We start from the raw sequence: 18,759 nt of genomic DNA on the forward strand, positions 1-18,759 counted from the left end.
CAAGTTGATTGTTGGTTTATGTTGAATGGGATTATTTCTTATTCTTGTCCTCACACAGTTCGGTGAGCACACCAAAGGTTGACTTTGGATGGAGAAAGGCAATGGTTAAGCCTTCGGCACCATGGCGTGGGGTCTTGTCAATTAGCTGTATGCCTTTGCTCTCAACATCGGCGAGCGCACTTTCAATTCCCTCTACGGCAAAAGCCATGTGGTGAATTCCTTCACCTTTTTTCTCAATGAACTTGCCAATTGGGCCTTCGGGATCGGTAGACTCTAGCAGCTCAATCTTTGTTTGGCCAACCATAAAAAAGGCTGTTTTTACCTTTTGGTCCTTAACCTCTTCAACGCTATAGCATTGGAGACCCAAAACATTTTCCCAATAGGGGATAGCCAGTTCAAGGCTCTTTACGGCGATACCGATGTGTTCAATATGAGTTGGTTTCATCTTATAACTTTTTGGTAAAACAATTCATTGATATATTGGATGTTATACAATTCCTCTTGAGTGAAACAAATACGACTTTTTGGTGTTTATTTAACTTGTATATGTTGCCAATGGTCATGAGGAATTGATTGCATCTGTAATCCCTACAAAAGTAGTTTTAAGAATTATCAGCAGCGAATAAAAAAACATGATTTATGGCACATTTATAGCTTGTTATACAACATGTAATACTAAACTGTAACCATTTCCACTAAAAAAATTACTTTTGTGGTTCTCGGTTTTTTTCATACTGAAAATTTTAGTGCTATGCGACATTACCTCTACCACCAGCGGCTACTATTATTGCGATTTCTTCTATTGCTTTCTGCCTTCACTATATCGCGATTGTTCTTCTACCTACTTAATATTCACAACTTTGAATTGGCCACCTTTAGCGACGCATTTTGGCTTTTTGTAGCTGGTATTAGGTTTGACCTTTCCGCTGCCCTCTACCTGAACCTTCTGTTCTTCATCATGCATCTGATTCCTGGCCGATTTAAGGATTTGAACGGCTATCAGCTCTTTCTAAAACTTTACTTTGTTATCGTAAATGGACTGGCACTTGCCACCAACTTTGTCGATTCCAAATTTTATGATTTTGAGCACAAGCGGCTAACCTCCGATATTTTCTCCTCCGTATGGCTGGGTAACGACTTCAAAAACATGCTCCCCCAGTTTATAAAGGACTACTGGTATATTTTTCTTGCGTGGATAGCGCTAGTGTTTCTGCTGTGGATATTGTATCCTAGGGCTAAACGGAAACATACTCCCGGAGTAGTTACCTCCATCAGCTATATATGGCAAACTGTTCTGGCATTAATTATTATGGGACTAGGAGTGCTATCCGCTCGTGGTGGATTGCAAATGAAGCCATTGCGAATAATTACCGCCGCAACTTATACTTCGGCTCAGAATGTTGCCCTTGTCTTAAACTCGCCATTTACCATATTGCAAACGCTGAAGAAGAAGGAGATTTCGGGACGGATATATTTTAAAAACAAGGCCGATATTCTTTCGTACTATAACCCAGTGCAGCAATTTGATACTACCTCTGCTCGTTGGAAAAAACCTAATGTGGTCATCTTCATACTTGAGAGTTTCTCCAGTGAGTATACCGGTTTCTTTGGAGCAGAAGGTGATTACACTCCATTCTTGGATTCTATTGCTGCCCACAGCTGGGCGTTTCAAAATGCCTATGCCAACGGTAAGCGCTCCATTGAGGCAGTACCCTCCATTTTGGCATCAATTCCAGCACTTATGGACGATCCGTTTATTACGACTCGATACGGCTCCAATAGAATAAACACTTTACCTGAATTTTTAGGAGAGATGGGCTACAACTCCTCCTTCTTTCATGGCGGGCATAATGGCACAATGGGTTTCGACACTTTTGCAGCCGACGCCGGTATTCAAAAGTATTATGGCAAGAATGAGTATACTGGCCCCGATGCCGAGGACGGTGGCTGGGGCATTTACGACGAGGAGTTTCTGCAGTACTTTTCAAAGATGTTGACCACTTTCAAGCAACCATTCTTTTCTGCAGTATTTACGCTTTCGTCCCACCACCCCTACACGGTTCCCGATAGGTATACAGGAGTATTTCCAACGGGAAAGCTTCCAATTCTGCAGACAATTGCCTACGCTGATTACTCCATTCGCCGCTTTTTTGAAGCAGCAAAGAAAACCAGCTGGTATAACCACACCCTCTTTATTTTTACTGCCGACCACACTGCTCAGCCAATGGGAGAATATTATGGCAATAAAGTTGGGAACTACGATATTCCAATTATGTTTTACTATCCCGGTGATTCTACATTTCATGGGGTAAGCTATACCGTGGCCCAGCAGGCCGATATTATGCCATCGGTGTTGCAGCTGGTTGGTTGTAAAAGACCTTTTGTTGGCTACGGAACCTCTCTTTTCGATTCCACTGCCCAGCATTTTGCCGTTAACTATATAAGTGGAATTTACCAGCTGATTGATGGTAATTTTGACCTTCAGTTTAATGGAGAGAAGGCGCTTGCTCTATACAACTATCGCAAGGATAGCTTATTGAAAAACAATTTGTTAAAAGCACTACCCGATACGGCCAACCTGATGGAGAACCGCCTTAAGGCCATCATACAGGGCTACGAGCAGAACTTGGATAAGAACACGCTTTATGTTAAGGATACCTTGAAGTAGTGAGCTATGTTTGAAGTAATTAAACCTACATAAAGGAAAACCCCAGCAATAGTGCTGGGGTTTCTTTTTGTGAATTTGGGGCCAATTTTTGGTTACCTATTTTTTTATCGCTTTCTCTAACTCTTCAAGAATATCGGTTCGGATATTCATCTTTGCCAGCTTGGTGTTCTCGGCATCGGGGTATACCCTGTTGGAGAGAAATACATAAACCAGTTTGGTTACGGGATCGACCCATACCAATGTACCAGTGAATCCGCTATGTCCATAGCTTTGTGGAGAAGGCGTTGGACCAACTGGATTGGCCTTGGAGGTGTCGGTCTCAGGCTTGTCCCAGCCTAGCCCGCGGCGGTTTCCTGGGCTGTATTGAGCCGTGAAAAGCGAAATGGTTGCAGAATCAAGAAGTTGCTGCTTTCCGTAGCTTCCATAGTTTAGAAAAGCCTGCAGGATTTTGCCTAGGTCGTTAGCATTGCTAAATATTCCTGCATTTCCCGAAATGCCACCAAGCAATGAGGCAGTGGGGTCGTGCACGAAACCACGCACAATTTGTTTCCTATATATAAGGTCATATTCTGTTGGGGCAATGCTATCGAGGGGGTATTTTTCCCCGGCACAGTAACCGGTAAAGTCCATTCCCAATGGTTTATAGAAATATTGCGCTGCAAGGTTATCTAGCGATTGCCGTGTAATATTTTCGGCAATGCGTTGAAGGTAGATAAACCCATGGTCGCTGTAGCGGTATTGATTGTCGTTAAATGTGGGGCAGTTGTCTATCTTTCGGTAAATGCTATCCTTAAGTCCATCAACCGAAAAGAGATTTTGTGCAATTGGGATTGGAAATTGAGGACTAAAATGGTGGCTAAAAAGTGTAGGATTTAGCTGGGAGTAGAGGTTTAAATATTTTGACTGTCCAACCTTGATGGCAAATGTGTCGCTTATGGCATTGCTAAAAACAGAATCTCCAGGCCGCATGGTGGTTAGGTAGTCAAGTTGGTAAGGAACATACTCCTTTAGTCCCGCCTGATGGGTAAGCAGCTGCCAAAGAAGAATTTTGTTTTTTGTATTGTTGGGTGCAAGGCTCACAAATTTTCCAAGTGAATCGGTAAGGGAGAGTTTACCCTGTTCTTCCAGCCGCATAATAACCGGTAGGGTTGATACCACCTTGGTTACAGAGGCAACGTCGTACAGCGTATTTGGAGTGATAGGGGTGTCGTTACTACTGTATGTTTGCCTGCCATACCCCTTATTCAGGAATACTTTTCCGTTGACGGAGGCATAGATTTGGCAACCGGGTGTTGCTCCAGAAGTAATGGCCAAATTTGCAATTGAATCTACCCGCTGAAGTGCAGCAGCAGAAATGCCTGCCTCTTCTGGCAGCACATAGCTAACCCTTACACCACCAGTTGTTGTAATTCCAAGGCCCGATGGGAACAATTCTCCTGCTGATACCGGCAACTTACCCTGTGCTCCAATGCCTCCCATCAGCACCTGTGCTGTCATATCCTGAATTTCGTTGCTATTGTCGTAGCCAATCACAATGGTGTTTGGTAGCGATGTTGCTGGAAACTTCATGAGCGCATAGGGTGAACCGAAAAGGCAGAGAACAACCTTATGAGTTGCAGATAATTCCTCAATAAGATTAACCATCTCGGTACGAATACCAAAGTTAAACTGGGGTCGGGCATCCATGTTATGGTATCCAACTATAATTGTGTTGTATTTCTGTAGTTGCTGCCTGATGGAGTCAATCCTTCCTTGATAGGAATCTCGCGCAATGCTAAACGGAGTTATCTTGGTGTAGTTCTGTAGCATTTTAAGAAAAGCGCTTCCCATGCCAGGGTCAATTTCGAGGTAGGCAATCGAAAGAGTATCGAGCCGTTGCATTGGAATAAAGTTGTTTTTGTTGCTTACAACTGTGACAGACTCTTTAGAAATCCTGCGCTTGAGCAACTCCGATTCGGTGGTATTCAGGTTGTTGATAATGTTGGTCGTGTCAATGGGCGTAAATCTGTTAAGGCCAGTATAGTATTTAGCAGCTAATACCTTGCGGCATTTTGCCTCAAGGTCGGCAAGCGGAATTCGCCCCCTATTCACAAACCGTTTTATTTTGGCTATGCTTTCAGGAATCTCGCTAGGAAATAGGAGAACGTCATTCCCGGCTTCAAGCGCCATAACGTTTACCCTGCGCGGCTTTCGGTATTCACTCACACCTTTCATGTTGAGCGCATCGGTAAAAATGATGCCCTTAAAGCCAAGGGAGTCCTGAAGCAGGTCGGTCACCACCTGGTGGGAGAGAGAGGTAGGTACCTTTCTTCCATCTTCCAAGGCTGGAACTTTTAAGTGGGCTACCATCACCGAGGCCACTCCAGCATCGAAGAGCTGCTTGAAAGGGTAAAGTTCCAACGTGTCCAGCCTAGATTTTGGGAATGGAACTGTTGGCAACGTTTCGTGTGAATCCTGGTCGGTGTCGCCATGACCCGGAAAGTGCTTTGCGCAGGCAAGTACCCCGTTATCCTGAAGTCCATGCATATAGGCAATTGCCTTTTTGCTGTCTAGAAGCTTATTCTCACCAAAAGACCGGGTGTTAATTACCGGGTTATTGGGGTTGCTATTCACGTCGGCCACAGGAGCAAAGTCTATTTGGACTCCCAATAGTCTTAATTGGTGAGCAATATCCTTTCCCATGAAATAGATGAGGCTGTCGTTGTGCAGCGCGCCGAGCATCATTTGACGTGGGTAGCGAATGGTACTGTCTAATCGCATTGATGGTCCCCATTCGGCATCCATGCCAATGAGTAGTGGAATTTTTGAAGCTTTCTGGAGTCGATTAGTGATATTGATTTGGGCTTTGGGTCCACCTTGGAAAAAGATAACGCCTCCGATGCCGTATTTTTTAATTAACTGAAGAACTTCAGCAGAATTGTCTTGGCTTTTTGCCGAATATCCAGCGACCATAAAAAGCTGGGCAATTTTTTCATCCAGGGTCATTGTGGCCATTACAGAATCGACCCAATGGTTTGCCGCCATTGAATTTAGCTGAAAGGGAATTGGACTTGGATTTAGGCTGGTCGTGGGTCGGTTGCCAGCAAGAAGGAGTTTGGACGATAGGAGTGTAAGGAGCAGAGCAGCACTGAGATATTTACGCATTGTATTTAATCACATTTAGTGGTTACAAATATACCTTTATTACATCTACTTCATTGGTTAAGTGTCTAAAATTCTTGAGAGGTAATCATCGAGTATTTTGATTTATCTCTATTTATATTGATGTCAACTTGTTCATTTATTGGTAAATGTGGAAAATTTGAAAATGGGGACCTTTTCGTCTTGGCTGGAAGAAAATAATGTTGTTACTTTGACCGTCTTGAACAAAATGGTCAAAGTGCTGTTTGTTTAACATTTATTACTTGTAAAAGAGTAAGTTATATAGCCATGGTTTACATTACTCATAGTGGTGAGAATAAAGAAAAGACTGATGCAATTCTTAGAGTTGCACAGGAACGCTTTGGGCTTTATGGGTTCGCCAAAACCACCATGCGTGAGATTGCCGCTGAAATGGACATCTCAAAGGCATCGCTCTACTATTACTTTCCCGATAAAGAGAGCCTTTTTAAAGCGGTAATAGGGAAAGAACAGAATGACTTTTTTGAATTAATGGAGTATAAGCTTACAGCTCTTGAGCAGGCTGCTGAAATGTTAATGGAGTTTTCAAATGTACGTTTGGCCTATTTTAAGAGTTTTTTGAACTTGAGCAAACTTCGTGTGAGTGAGTTTCCCAATTTTAATATTCAATTAGGTTACTTGTCGCAGGGGTTGGAAGCACGTGAACTTGAGATTGTGACGAAAATAATGGAAAAAGGTAAAGCTGCTGGAGAATTTTTCATTTCCGATTGTTTAAGTACGGCACAGCTCTATCTTGACCTTTTTAGGGGCTTAAGAATCGTTATGCTTAAACGCAAGGAGCCTGTCAATATTTCGCAGGAAGATTACGATGTAATGGAGAAGCATATGAGTGAGTTTGTAAATATTTTTATCACTGGGATATCAAACTTGAAATAATTTTTTGAAAAAAATAGCTGTATGAAGAGAGTAAACGCAGAAGGAAAGAAAAGTAAGTTTCTGGTCTATTTGCCGCTGGCAATAGTGATTGTTGTTGTAATAGTTGGAGGATATTATTGGTATAGAGACTATTCGCGATACATTTCCACCGATGATGCCTACATTGATGCCGATAGGGTATCGGTTAGTTCAAAAATTCCAGGCCGAATTGTGAACATACTTGCAGACGAGGGCGATACGGTAACGGCAGGTAAGTTGTTGGTAGAGTTAGACAGTTTAGACATGCTAGCACAGAAGCGGCAGGTAGTTTCGCAGGTTGCACTTGCCACGGCTAACTTAACCCAGACTAGGGCAAAGTACGGCTACGATGAAAAAAATATTACCGTGTTGGTAATTGCCAGAGATAGGGCAAAGGATGATCTAGCTAGGGCTTCAACACAGTTTGCCGGAGGCGTTATAACACAGGAACAGTATGACCACCTCAAGAAGGCCTTTGAATCGGCACAAGCTCAGCTTGATGCTGCCACTGCTCAGCTTGATGTTGCAAGGGGAGCCATCTCTTCGGCTGAAGCGGCAGTGCAAGCATCCAGAGCACAGCTGCAAGTTGTAGAGGTTGAGCTAACGAATACTAAGGTGTATGCACCGCACAGCGGCATGATTGCCCGTAGATGGTTGCTTCCAGGTGACGTTGTTCAACCAGGTCAATCGGTAATGACAATAACACAAGATAGCTTAAAGTGGGTGTTGGTATACCTGCAGGAGACAAATCTTGAGGGAATTAAGATTGGACAAAAGGCAATTTATACCGTTGATGCTTTTCCTGGGTTGGAGTTTGAGGGGAAGGTATTTTATATAGGTTCTAACACCGCATCTCAATTCTCACTCATACCTCCAAGCAATGCGTCAGGGAATTTCACAAAGGTAACACAGCGAGTTCCATTGAAGATATCCTTTGACAAGGCAACCAAGGATGGTGTTGAGGTGCCCATGCCCGACTTGCTAGCTGGAATGAGCGTTGTAGTTAAAATAGTTCGGTAGGATGCGGAAAAGATTAACAGCGTCGCACCGTATCAGACGATTTATACGTCGCCGTAGTTCGTCGTTTCATCCCCAAAGTGGGTCATACAGATGGTGGTTGCTGGCTAACGTAATGATTGGCACCTTTATGGCGGTGCTCGATGCTACCATTGTGAACGTTGGTTTGCCAAAACTAATGGCCTCGTTTGGTGTTGGAATTGATAAGATTGAGTGGGTTCTTACTGCCTATATGCTGGCATTGGCAGTTATGCTACCAACCTCGGGTTGGCTTGCCGATAAGTTTGGCTACAAGAAGATGTATTTCTGGGGCATGTTTGCATTTACCCTTGGCTCTTTTTTATGTGGGATGTCGTCCAACGAAAATATGCTCATTCTGTCAAGAGTGATTCAAGGGTTGGGGGCTGGCTCCATTATGCCGGTGGGTATGGCAATTATTACCCGCGAGTTTAAGCCGGAGGAACGAGGAATTGCCTTAGGTTTTTGGTCAATTGCAGCAGCAGCTTCCGTTTCGTTTGGTCCCCTAATTGGAGGCTATCTGGTTGATAACTTCAACTGGCAGCTTATTTTTGATGTCAATGTCCCAATTGGGATATTTGGTTTGGTTGCCACCATTATTATTCAGCGCGAATATAAAAATGTAAAAATTCGCTCGTTCGATGCCGTGGGATTTTTCTCGGTGAGCATTTTCCTTCCTTTTCTTCTCTATGCACTTTCGGAGGGGAATGCGCAAACAAATTCTGCAGGCTGGTCGGCCACCTATATTTGGGTTTGCTTTGCCATTGCACTAGTTGCACTTGCAGTATTTCTCACCACAGAACTTACGATAAAGGAGCCATTAATTGACCTTCGGCTACTCGCCAATAATAACTTTGCCTATGCAAACCTGATTATGTTCATTTTTGGAATAGGAATGTTTGGGAGCACTTTTCTATTGCCTCTCTATCTCCAGAACTCACTAGGTTACACGGCCATTCAGGCCGGTGCAGTTTTTTTGCCCGTGGGCATAATTCAAGGAGCAATGGCGCCGCTGGCAGGCCTATTTGGAGATAGAACTAATGCAAAAATTCCAATAACAGTAGGAGTGGTGGTGCTTGCAATCAGCTTCTTTTTGAATAGCAAACTTTCGTACCTCACCGAACATAGCTATATCATGCTTGCACTTTACCTTCGAGGTTTTGCCATGGGGGTGATGTTTACGCCATTGAGTGCAATAGCTCTGATAGAAATCCCTCGGGAGAAGATGGCTCAGGCCTCTGGACTATTCAACGTTATTCGCCAGCTGGGCGGTAGCTTTGGAGTTGCCATTCTTGCAACGGTTCTGACTACTAGGGTCGATTATCACTCTCAAATTTTCTCTTCTTCGGTAAATACCACTTCGCCGGTTTACCAAGAGGTTGTTCATCATTTGAACGGGTATATGAAGGAGAATGTTGGTAGTAGTTCAGCTGTTGCAGCCCAACAAAGCAGCTATGTTGTCTCGGCACACCTCAATAAACAAGCATTTATTGAGGGAATCAACGACGATTTCTTGCTTGCTGGTATTATTACATTGATAGGTGGAGTGCCAGTATTTTTTCTACACTCGCGCAAGAAAAAACAGAAACTCGCTGAAGCGGAACGACGTGCAGCCTCAATGGAGGCAGATAAGGGATGATATTAATATAAGTGGTATCTTTTTGTATGATACAAATTTGATAATTCATGATACAGACGAAATTTAAAATAGCAGTTTCCCTTCTCTCTGCATTGCCCACCCTATTGTTTGGGCAGGAGGGAGTTAAAGTGAACGATATCAGTAGCCGGGACACATTGTCGTTTGAGAAGGTGTTGCAGACTGTTATGGAGAGCCATCCTTCGTTGATGAAGGCAGCAGATGAGGTAAGCATTGCGCAGAGTAAGGTTGATTTGGCAAAAACGGCCTATCTGCCTTCCTTTGACATTGATGCTAGCTACACCCGATTGGGGCCTGTTACCGAGTTTAGCATTCCTAGCTTGGGTACATTTAAGATGAACCCTGCCGATAACTTTGCGGCTTCGTTAAACTATCACCAAACACTTTATGATTTTGGTAAAACGGCAAAAAGTGTTGCGGCAGAAAAGGCTGGGAGTGTTGTGGCAGAGGGGCGGCTTACTCAGGTAAAACAGGGTCTCTCACTGCAGACGGCTAATGCTTACTTTATGCTTGTATATCTTCAAAAAGCTATTCAAATAAAGGCGGAAGAGATTGCTAACCTGGAAGAGCACATCAGCTTTATTCGGAAAAAGCAGCAGACTGGTTCAGCTACACAATACGAGCTGCTTAGCACGCAGGTAAGGCTTTCGGTGGTGAAGAACCAGCAGGTTGATCTTGAGTCGATGCGGTTGGATAGACAGTCGGCATTAAATATTCTCATGGGGAATTACATCAATCACTATATGGTTGTAGGTGAAAAACTTCCTGTTGTAGATATCTCCATGAATGTGGACTCACTCGTGGGATTTGCGGTCGATCATCGTATTGAGGCAGCCATTGCCAAGGAGGCGATTGATCAGGGTAGCCTTCGATTGAAAATGGTGGCAGCAACAAATAGTCCTAAAGTAGATGCATTTGCTTCTGCTGGAGGTAAGAACGGTTATGTACCCTATCTCGGGACAGTAAAGGCAAACTATGTTGCAGGTATAGGTATCAGCATCCCACTGTTTGATGCCAATAGGACACGGTACAATAAGGCTATCGCTTCCTCTCAGGTAAATGAGCTTAAGCAGGACTATGAGCTTACTGTAAGAAGTATCTCTGCAGAGGTGAGACAGAATGAGGCCAATCTTGAAGCCTCGCTTAAAAAACTTGAACAGAGCCGACTTCAGGTTGGGCAGGCCGAGGAGGCATTTTCATTGGCCAAAGTAAGCTATACCGCTGGTGCACTAACTAACCTTGACCTGCTCGATGCGGAAACGGCTGTTTCGGAGAGTAAACTTGGTTTGTTGAAAGCGCAGGTTCAATACCAACTCAATGCTATACAGCTTTCTATTTCACTTGGAAACGCAATTGCAAAATAGGAGAAACCGGGTTTGACCCGGTTTTTTTGGCTCCATAATAGACCAAGTTCAACCTCTTAAATGAAAAAACCGCCGACATACAGTCGACGGCTAGGTAAGCAAATTAAGGTTTAGGTATTAGGTTTAGGGTTTTGCGGTTATAGTTCTAGTATTGTTCCAGCATAGGTGAGCCCGCCACCAAAGCCGAAAAGGAGTATTTTGTGACCTTTTTTCAACTTACCACTCTTCAAGCCCTCATAAATGGCAAGTGGAATGGAGGCAGATGAGGTGTTACCATAGAGCTGTATGCTTTCGAGCGTTTTGCTCATGGGTAGACCAACGCTTTGGGTAATGGATTCAATAATGCGCATGTTGGCGCTGTGAGGAATAAACCAGTCGATGTCTTCCACTGTAAGGTTGTTTTGCCTCAGCAGCTCGCCAATTTTATCACTCACAGTTTGCACAGCCCACTTAAAAACGGCTTTTCCATTCTGCACTATTTTATGGCTATCGATAACCTTAACGCCATTGACCACATCAGATAGGTGGGTCATATATAGGTCCTTCCCACCTTCGCCACTTGTGCCGGTAAGCCCTCTATACATTTTTCCTGCAGCACCATTTTCAATTATGGCTACACCCGCAGCATCGCCAAAGAGTATGCAGGTAGTTCGGTCGGTGAAGTCGGTAATCTTTGTAAGAGTTTCGCCTCCAAACACCAGTATCTTCTTATACATGCCTGATGCAACAAGGCTTTGGGCCATAATGAGCCCATAAACCCAACCTGCACATGCAGCAGATATATCCATGGCACCAACGCTATTTAACCCAAGTCTATTGGCAACTTGGCTTGCTACACTCGGGAATATCTGGTCTGGAGTAATAGTGGCAACTATGATGAAGTCTGTATCGTCAATGCTTACCTTCTCCTCGGTAACCATTCGCAAAGCCGCTTCAACGCAAAGGTCGGTGGTGAACTCCGTTTCAGCTGCATAATGCCGCTCACTTATGCCAGTGCGCGTTTTTATCCACTCGTCAGTGGTATCTATCTGTTTTTCGAAATCATGATTTGTTACTACTTTTTTTGGAGCAAAAGCCGATACAGCCGAAATCCTCGGATTCATATTTTGTGAGTTTTTAGTTTCTACTGTAAAAATCGGCTCAAATATAGCTTTAGTTTTTCAGGATCAAAATCGTTGATATATAAGGATATTACATAATAGTATGATAAATATGTTTAAAACTGTTACCATAATACTGGTTATTAGCTTCAAAATATTTTGCATTTTCCTTTAAACACTTATTAATTGATAGAAACAGAAAATATTCTTTGTTTAAAATTATTTTGCAATGCATGTAACATATATATAAACAAATAGATAACGTTTATGATGATAATTGTTCAGATAGGATGGCAGTGTGTATCGAATTGAAACATAGTGGATATTAATTGCTTCTTTAAGATGAAATATTTATTTATTTCCTTCCAAAAATTAGTAATACGAACATATGTTCACTATATTTGTATCGAACAAAAGATTAATTTATATGCCTCGTCAAAAACGATTACGTCGAATTGTAAATCCTCCACACTACACAGGTTTTCACCCTGTTGGCGTTGAAGGAGATGCATTGCCGGTCCTTATTCCATTTGAGGAGTACGAGGCAATAAGGCTTTCCGATTATGAGCTACTTGGGCAGGCTCAAGCTTCAGTAGTCATGGGTGTTTCGCGGCCCACATTTACTCGTATATACGAGAGTGCTAGAAGGAAAGTGGCTCTGGCATTCGTTCTTGGTAGACCCATAGTTTTTGAGGGTGGAAAAGTTTATTTCGATAGCGAATGGCATAAGTGTAACGGCTGTGGCTGCTGGTTTAACCATCCGCAGAAGTCCGAGCCAGTAGCAAGTTGCCCATTGTGTGGAAGTTCACATGTTGAAGTTTGTGATGTTATACCGAGCGATGTGGACTTGGCCGCTTCTGTTAAGGAACTATGTGTATGCTCAAAATGTGGATTCCAGAAACCCCACCGTCATGGCCAGCCTTGTAAAAATGAAACTTGCCCAATGTGTGGCTCACCCATGCGACGAAAGAATTGATAGCAGGGTTTTAATTTTCGAAAGTAACATAAATCTTAAAAATACGACATATGAAGGTTGCAATAACAAGTAGTGGTAATAGCCTCGATAGCACTCTGGATAAGCGATTCGGTCGATGTTCTTTTTTCGTAATCTACAACCTTGAATCGAAGGGGTTTGAAGTGATTCCTAATCCTGCTCGTGATTCACAGGAGGGGGCAGGTCCTGCCGCTGTGCAGCTGGTTGCATCCAAAGGGGTGAGTAAAATTGTGTCGGGAGAATTTGGCATTAAGATAAAACCCTTACTCGATAGCCTGCAAATGCAGCTAATTGTGTTGAAGGAGGCTGACAAAACTATTCAAGACATCATCGAAATGTTAAATCATAAGGAGGTATAGGTATGCCACATCTTAGCAAAACAGGTCCGCAGGGCAATGGGGAAAAAACAGGTAGGGGGTTGGGTGATTGTGCTCAACACTCAACCGATGAAATGCTTGCTAAATTAGGTCGTGGCCAAGCCAAGCGGAGAAATGCTGGTGGCGGTGAAGGAAAGGGCAAGCGTCGTAGGAGTGAAAAGGAATAGTTTAACCATTTAACTTGATATATTATGCCACGATTTGATCAAACTGGTCCAGTGGGGCAAGGCTCCATGACTGGACATAAGAGGGGGCGCTGCACCAATTTTGGTGCCGGTAGAAATAATGACATCCCAACGGTTGAAGTTTCGGATGCCAATAATAATTCAGAAACGCCAGCCAGCGAAGGATTTGGCATGCGTAGAGGTGGAAGAGGAATGGGAAGAGGCGCAGGTCAAGGTCAAGGACGTCGTAGACAAGGGCAGCATTAATGCCCCTGTAGCACTCTTTCTAGAATACCATTTTTAACGCATTTTAGTCTTGATTAACAAACACTTAAATAACTTTGGGATGAAAAAGATAATAGCCATACCTCTAGCCGGAGAGGTTCTGAGTGAGCACTTTGGCCATTGCCAGCAGTTTGCTTTTGTTACCGTGGAAAACGATAAAATTTTGACTGAAACAAGAATCACTCCACCGGAACATCAGCCGGGTCTTTATCCTCGTTGGGTTGCAGAGCAGGGTGCTTCTATTGTGGTAGCCGGAGGAATGGGACAGCAAGCCATTTCGCTCTTTAATCAGCAGGGAATTGATGTTTTTGTTGGTGCTCCAGTGAAAGCGGCCAAGGCGCTGGTTACCGATTTTTTGGCTGGTAGTCTAAGTTTGAATGCCAACTACTGTAACCACGACCACGATCATCACAATCACTAATTTTCCTGCATTATGGAAAAGGTTAAGATTGGAATAATTATTTGCGATAGGTATCGTACCTGTGCCGGTGGAAAGTGCTTCCGTGCTGTGCATAATCGCGAAGGAGCATTTGCTCGCTATAAGGGACAGGAGGTTGAAATTGGCGCTTTTACCACCTGTGGCGGATGTCCTGGCGGAAATATTGAATATGCTCCCGAGGAGATGAAGAAGAATGGGGTTACGCACATTCACTTTGCTACTGGGTTCATTGTGGGCTATCCTCCTTGTCCGTATATGGAGTATTTCCGTGATTTTATTGTCGAAAAGTATGGAATGGAGGTTGTATTTGGCACGCATCCAATTCCTCAGAAATACTTCGCTACTCACGGTGTGCTAAATACCTGGAAGAACCTTGTTCAGAAAGGTGTTCTTGATCAGACCCTAACAAATGAGCAGCTGAGGTTGACCTATGACTGAGCGCACTACCCAGCTAAAAATTGCCATTGCAAGTGGGAAGGGTGGAACAGGGAAGACTTTTGTTTCCACCAATATGTTTCGATCGCTGCAGCAATATGGTAGCAATGTAGTATTGGTTGATTGTGATGCCGAAGCACCCAATTCTGTTGCTTTCTTTCAAGCAAAGGAGGTTGCCCGACAGGTTGTTAAACAGTTGGTTCCGGTTATCGATACCAAAGCTTGCACATTTTGTGGACGCTGTCATGACTGGTGCAGCTACAATGCCATTTTTATCCTTCCACCAGCCAAGGTAATTCAGGTGATTGATGACTTGTGCCATGGCTGCGGTGCCTGCAGTGTTGCGTGTAAGGCAAATGCCATTAGCGAAAAGCCGGTTTCGCTTGGCGAAGTTGCAAGTTATACTACCGATGAAGGTTACCAAATTATAGAGGCAAACATGGCGGTGGGTGTCATGTCACCTGTTTCGCTCATTAAGGCAGCTATTGCCAATATTCCAGCCGAGGCAGATCTTGCCATACTAGATTCTCCTCCAGGAACTTCCTGTCCCTTTGTACAAACGGCTTCTGCTGCCGACTATGTGGTGCTTGTTACAGAACCCACGCCTTTTGGGCTAAGCGATTTAAAGCAGAGCGTGAACACTCTCAAGGAGATTGGAAAACCCTTTGGCGTAATTGTAAATCGTGCCGGACTGGGCAATAGAGACATTTACACCTATCTTAAAGAGGAGAAGATTGAACTTCTTTTGGAGATTCCTTACGATGCTCATATCGCCGAGGTCTATTCTAGAGGGGAACTTATTGTTAATACCATGCCCAACATTGGTATGCAGCTCAATAATGTGGTCACAAAAATTATTAGAAAACATGGAAGTAGCGGTAATAAGCGGTAAGGGTGGAACTGGAAAATCCAGCATTACTGCTGCTTTTGCGACTATGGGCGGAAGCGTTGTGTTGGCCGATTGTGACGTGGATGCTGCCAACCAATACCTTATTTTTAATCCAACAAACGAGGAAGAGCAAACATACATTGGCGGGCATAAGGCTGTAATTGATTATGGTCTTTGCACCGGATGCGGCTTGTGTATGAGCTACTGTCGTTTTGGTGCAATCTCCATACAAAATGGCCGGGTTACCATCTCCGAAACCTCTTGCGACGGCTGCTTTTTGTGCTCTAGAATCTGTCTTTCGAAGGCAATTACAATGGTGCCAAGCGATAAAAGCCGCATGTATTCTGGCCTCTTTCGCAACGGACGAATGGTATATGGTCGACTGGCTCCAGGTGAGGAGAATTCGGGTAAGCTGGTAAACATGGTTCGCGATAAAGCTAGGGAGGTGGCGTCGAAACATAGTATACAAACAATCGTGGTGGATGGCCCTCCCGGAGTTGGCTGTCCGGTTATCTCCACAATAACCGGTGTGGACAAGGTTGTGATTGTTACCGAGCCAACCGTTTCGGGAGAGCATGACCTTAAGCGTGCTGTTGAAATTGCTGAGAAGTTTAACCTGCTGCCCGAGGTAATAATCAACAAGTGCGATATCAACTCTGGCGTGTCACAGCATATTGAGGAGTGGTGCAGCCAAAGGGGCATTACTGTTTCTGGAAAGTTACCCTTCGATAAAAGGGTGGTTGAGGCAATGGTTAATCATCAAAGCGTGGTTGAGCGCTATCCCGATGCCGAAATCAGCATAATGTTGAGGGAGGTTTGGAACAATATTGTGAAGCAGGAAGTAGCAAAGTAGGCTAACCAATATATTTTAAAACCAGAGTATTTGGCTGGTTTTAAAAGGTATAGCGGTGGCCACTTAAACAGTAACAGATTATGTAAAATATCAAATTATGAGTCAACATTTTGAAAAAATTTCATTGCCAGGGGTAAAAAACATTATCGTTGTTGCTTCAGGTAAGGGAGGCGTTGGAAAGTCCACCGTTTCGGTCAATCTAGCCATTGCTCTTGCAAGAAATGGGGTTAAAGTTGGACTTGTGGATGCTGACATTTACGGTCCATCAGTTCCCCGTATGTTTGGAATGGAGCAGGTGGTACCAGAGGTTACGGTGATGGGTGACAAGGAGGTGATGTTTCCGGTGGAAAAGTATGGCGTAAAGATGATCTCCATAGGTTTTTTTGTCGGAAAGAGTCAATCCCTGATTTGGCGCGGACCAATGGCAGCCAATGCCATTACTCAACTTTGTGAAAATACGCAATGGAATGACCTTGATTACCTAGTTATTGATTTTCCTCCTGGTACTGGTGATATTCAGCTTTCACTGGTCCAAAAGTTGGCATTACGTGGTGCAATAATTGTTACCACACCGCAGGAAATCGCGCTGAATGACGCCCGAAAAGCTGCTTCAATGTTTTCCAACCCCGACCTCAAGGTTCCTATTCTTGGAGTGGTTGAGAACATGTCGTGGTTTACTCCAACGCAGCATCCCGAAGAGCGTTACTTTGTTTTTGGCGAAGGGGGTGGACAGATTCTAGCTTCTGAACTTGGGGTTTCGTTGCTTGGACAAATTCCTCTTGTTATGGAGGTTGGGCTGGCTGCGGAAAAGGGGTTCAGCGTTTTTTCTCAATCCAACCAACAGGCGGTGGCTGTTTTTGAGCAAATTGCGGAGCAGGTAATGACAGCGGTGGAGGCCTAGTATATGGTATCTAATCTTTAACAATAGTTACTTAACATAAGCAAAACAATGAGAAATACAGACGTATTAATAATTGGTGGGAGTGCTGCCGGCATGGTGGCAGCCGTTTCGGGGAAATCATCTTGGCCCGAAAAAAGTTTTCTTCTTGTTAAGAAGCAAAAGGATGTTATGGTACCATGTGGAATTCCATACATCTTTGGAACACTCGAAAGTAGCCAGCAGAACATAATGCCGGTAGATGCAGCACTAGGCAAAAGCGGTATTGTTTCTTTGGTTGATGAGGTAATTTCCATCGACAAGGAGGCAAAAACCGTAACGCTGGCAAGTGGCGAGGTAATTGGCTACGATAAACTGGTTATTGCCACTGGTTCAACACCCGTAAAGCCAAAATGGCTTAAGGGAGCTGAAAAGGAAAATGTCTTTACCATTCCAAAGGACAAAGTATACCTGGACGAGATGAAAAGTATGCTTATTGGGAAGAAGAAGATAGTTGTTATTGGAGCAGGGTTTATTGGTGTGGAGTTTTCGGATGAGCTGAAAAAGGCTGGGTTCGACGTCACCTTGGTGGAGAAGCAGGAAAATATTCTCAGCATGGCCTTCGATATTGAACTTTCTTCCAAAATTGATGAGCTGCTAACTAGTCGTGGAATAAAAATTCTAACCGGTCATGGTGTAAATGAGATTGTGGGTAATACTGACGTAGAAGCAGTAGTCTTGGAGAATGGCGAACGCTACAACGCCGATGCCGTAATCTTATCCATGGGTTACCGTCCCAATACCACGCTGGCTAAAAATTCGGGTATAACCATTGATGAGGATGGCTTTATTGCAGTTGATGAGTATATGCGTACTCATAGCTCTAACATTTTTGCCATTGGCGATTGCGCTCAAAAGCGTGATTTTGTCACTCGCAGTAGGGTTAGCACAATGCTTGCCTCCACCGCTTGTGCTGAGGCCCGCATCGCTGGTATGAATCTTTTTGGGCTACATGTGGTAAAGACTTTTAGCGGAACAATTGCAATTTACTCTACCGCTATAGGTGAAACCGGGTTTGGAACTGCAGGAATCACCGAGGCTAGAGCCAAGGAAGAGGGAATTGAGGCTGTTACCGGATTTTTTGAGGGTATGGACCGCCATCCGGGAAATCTGCCCGATGCCCATAAGCAAATGGTGAAGCTCATTGCTGCTCGTCATTCGGGTGTTATTATTGGTGGTGAGGTCATTGGTGGATTGAGTGCAGGCGAGCTGACCAACGTAATTGGTTTAGCCATTGAGAACAGAATGACAATTAATTCGTTGCTCACCTCTCAAATAGGAACACACCCCTGCCTTACCGCTTCACCAGCTGGATATCCGCTGATTAAGGCTGCTGAGATTATTGCAGTAAAAATAAGGAATGGTAAGTAAAGATTCCTTCCTATTTATATGTTGAGGTAGTTTTTGAACTCCTGCTCTTTTATAAGGATGCAGGAGTTTTAATCTCGTTAGGTCTAATTCCTCGAAGCTCTGCTTCGAAAATTAATT

18 protein-coding genes are annotated in these 18,759 nt (G+C 43.9%); 15 read left to right on the forward strand and 3 right to left on the reverse strand.

Annotated features, from left to right (window positions below; all coding sequences use genetic code 11):
* Positions 1-31: 31 nt before the first annotated feature.
* Complete coding sequence (gene mce, locus VMW01_01360; GenBank protein ID HUW04882.1) at positions 32-445, reverse strand: methylmalonyl-CoA epimerase; 414 nt, start codon at positions 443-445, stop codon at positions 32-34.
* A gap of 306 nt (positions 446-751) precedes the next feature.
* On the opposite strand from mce, the gene VMW01_01365 reads away from it, so the two are divergent.
* Positions 752-2,668 carry a sulfatase-like hydrolase/transferase gene (locus VMW01_01365; protein HUW04883.1) on the forward strand — a complete coding sequence of 639 codons (1,917 nt, stop codon included), beginning with the start codon at positions 752-754 and terminating at the stop codon, positions 2,666-2,668.
* A 96-nt stretch (positions 2,669-2,764) separates the two neighbouring features.
* Here VMW01_01365 and VMW01_01370 read toward each other — a convergent pair whose 3' ends face one another.
* Positions 2,765-5,812 carry a glycoside hydrolase family 3 N-terminal domain-containing protein gene (locus tag VMW01_01370; protein ID HUW04884.1) on the reverse strand — a complete coding sequence of 1,016 codons (3,048 nt, stop codon included), beginning with the start codon at positions 5,810-5,812 and terminating at the stop codon, positions 2,765-2,767.
* Positions 5,813-6,097: 285 nt separating this feature from the next.
* On the opposite strand from VMW01_01370, the gene VMW01_01375 reads away from it, so the two are divergent.
* Genes VMW01_01375 through VMW01_01390 form a run of 4 tightly spaced genes read left to right on the forward strand, consistent with a single transcriptional unit; the run spans position 6,098 to position 10,798 of the window.
* The gene (locus VMW01_01375; GenBank protein HUW04885.1) at positions 6,098-6,724 is read left to right on the forward strand and encodes a TetR/AcrR family transcriptional regulator; all 627 of its coding nucleotides are present in this window, start codon (positions 6,098-6,100) and stop codon (positions 6,722-6,724) included.
* A 21-nt stretch (positions 6,725-6,745) separates the two neighbouring features.
* Complete coding sequence (locus VMW01_01380; GenBank protein HUW04886.1) at positions 6,746-7,762, forward strand: HlyD family secretion protein; 1,017 nt, start codon at positions 6,746-6,748, stop codon at positions 7,760-7,762.
* 1 nt (position 7,763) lies between these two features.
* Positions 7,764-9,416: a DHA2 family efflux MFS transporter permease subunit gene (locus tag VMW01_01385; protein HUW04887.1), complete on the forward strand. Its 1,653-nt coding sequence runs from the start codon at positions 7,764-7,766 to the stop codon at positions 9,414-9,416.
* 47 nt (positions 9,417-9,463) lie between these two features.
* On the forward strand, positions 9,464-10,798 hold the full coding sequence (locus tag VMW01_01390) for a TolC family protein (protein HUW04888.1): 1,335 nt from the start codon (positions 9,464-9,466) through the stop codon (positions 10,796-10,798).
* 137 nt (positions 10,799-10,935) lie between these two features.
* On the opposite strand, the gene VMW01_01395 is transcribed toward VMW01_01390, so the two are convergent.
* Positions 10,936-11,901: a ketoacyl-ACP synthase III gene (locus VMW01_01395; protein ID HUW04889.1), complete on the reverse strand. Its 966-nt coding sequence runs from the start codon at positions 11,899-11,901 to the stop codon at positions 10,936-10,938.
* A 424-nt stretch (positions 11,902-12,325) separates the two neighbouring features.
* On the opposite strand from VMW01_01395, the gene VMW01_01400 reads away from it, so the two are divergent.
* The 10 genes from VMW01_01400 to VMW01_01445 all read left to right on the forward strand — a co-directional run bounded on the left by VMW01_01400 (position 12,326) and on the right by VMW01_01445 (position 18,642).
* Positions 12,326-12,874, forward strand: coding sequence for a DUF134 domain-containing protein (locus VMW01_01400; GenBank protein ID HUW04890.1), 549 nt, complete (start codon positions 12,326-12,328; stop codon positions 12,872-12,874).
* A gap of 50 nt (positions 12,875-12,924) precedes the next feature.
* Positions 12,925-13,251, forward strand: coding sequence for a NifB/NifX family molybdenum-iron cluster-binding protein (locus tag VMW01_01405; protein ID HUW04891.1), 327 nt, complete (start codon positions 12,925-12,927; stop codon positions 13,249-13,251).
* 2 nt (positions 13,252-13,253) lie between these two features.
* Entirely contained in the window at positions 13,254-13,436 is a 183-nt protein-coding gene (locus VMW01_01410; GenBank protein ID HUW04892.1) for a DUF5320 family protein, read from the forward strand.
* 24 nt (positions 13,437-13,460) lie between these two features.
* Positions 13,461-13,700 carry a DUF5320 domain-containing protein gene (locus tag VMW01_01415; GenBank protein HUW04893.1) on the forward strand — a complete coding sequence of 80 codons (240 nt, stop codon included), beginning with the start codon at positions 13,461-13,463 and terminating at the stop codon, positions 13,698-13,700.
* A 79-nt stretch (positions 13,701-13,779) separates the two neighbouring features.
* Complete coding sequence (locus VMW01_01420; protein HUW04894.1) at positions 13,780-14,139, forward strand: NifB/NifX family molybdenum-iron cluster-binding protein; 360 nt, start codon at positions 13,780-13,782, stop codon at positions 14,137-14,139.
* Positions 14,140-14,151: 12 nt separating this feature from the next.
* Positions 14,152-14,595 (forward strand): CGGC domain-containing protein, encoded by a 444-nt coding sequence (locus VMW01_01425; GenBank protein ID HUW04895.1) that lies wholly within the window; start codon positions 14,152-14,154, stop codon positions 14,593-14,595.
* On the forward strand, positions 14,588-15,484 hold the full coding sequence (locus VMW01_01430) for an ATP-binding protein (GenBank protein HUW04896.1): 897 nt from the start codon (positions 14,588-14,590) through the stop codon (positions 15,482-15,484). The genes VMW01_01425 and VMW01_01430 overlap by 8 nt, the downstream gene beginning before the upstream one ends.
* Positions 15,459-16,334, forward strand: coding sequence for an ATP-binding protein (locus VMW01_01435; GenBank protein HUW04897.1), 876 nt, complete (start codon positions 15,459-15,461; stop codon positions 16,332-16,334). The genes VMW01_01430 and VMW01_01435 overlap by 26 nt, the downstream gene beginning before the upstream one ends.
* A gap of 97 nt (positions 16,335-16,431) precedes the next feature.
* On the forward strand, positions 16,432-17,235 hold the full coding sequence (locus VMW01_01440; protein ID HUW04898.1) for an Mrp/NBP35 family ATP-binding protein: 804 nt from the start codon (positions 16,432-16,434) through the stop codon (positions 17,233-17,235).
* A gap of 48 nt (positions 17,236-17,283) precedes the next feature.
* The gene (locus tag VMW01_01445) at positions 17,284-18,642 is read left to right on the forward strand and encodes an FAD-dependent oxidoreductase (protein HUW04899.1); all 1,359 of its coding nucleotides are present in this window, start codon (positions 17,284-17,286) and stop codon (positions 18,640-18,642) included.
* Positions 18,643-18,759: the final 117 nt, after the last annotated feature.

The organism is Williamwhitmania sp., from assembly GCA_035529935.1.
GTDB lineage: Bacteria > Bacteroidota > Bacteroidia > Bacteroidales > Williamwhitmaniaceae > Williamwhitmania.